At 49.3% G+C, this 402-nt stretch carries 3 tRNA genes; all 3 read right to left on the bottom strand.

What is annotated here, in order from left to right:
- Positions 1-73: 73 nt before the first annotated feature.
- Positions 74-149, bottom strand: a tRNA-Val gene (locus B4F08_RS03390).
- A 63-nt stretch (positions 150-212) separates the two neighbouring features.
- Positions 213-289 (bottom strand) — tRNA-Asp (locus tag B4F08_RS03395).
- A gap of 11 nt (positions 290-300) precedes the next feature.
- A tRNA-Val gene (locus B4F08_RS03400) sits at positions 301-376 on the bottom strand.
- Positions 377-402 lie beyond the last annotated feature (26 nt).

Here is a 402-nt window from a genome sequence, read left to right on the forward strand (position 1 = left end):
CTAACCAACTGAACTACCGCTGCAACGGTAATTGCGAATGCAATTAGGGTCATTAAGCTTTACAGCTTGAATATGGTGGGCGCTGACGGGATCGAACCGCCGACATTCTGCTTGTAAGGCAGACGCTCTACCAACTGAGCTAAGCGCCCTGATTTAAGATTGTCAGTCTTAGATTTCAAATTTAAGCTCAGGAACTTAAATTTATATTTAAATGGCGCAGCGGACGGGGCTCGAACCCGCGACCCCCGGCGTGACAGGCCGGTATTCTAACCAACTGAACTACCGCTGCGTCGTAAAATATGGTGGGCGCTGACGGGATCGAACCGCCGACATTCTGCTTGTAAGGCAGACGCTCTACCAACTGAGCTAAGCGCCCTGATTAAGATTGTCAGTCTTAGTTTT

The sequence above is a fragment of the Acinetobacter sp. UBA6720 genome (assembly GCF_002454215.1).
In the GTDB taxonomy this organism is placed as follows: Bacteria; Pseudomonadota; Gammaproteobacteria; order Pseudomonadales; family Moraxellaceae; genus Acinetobacter.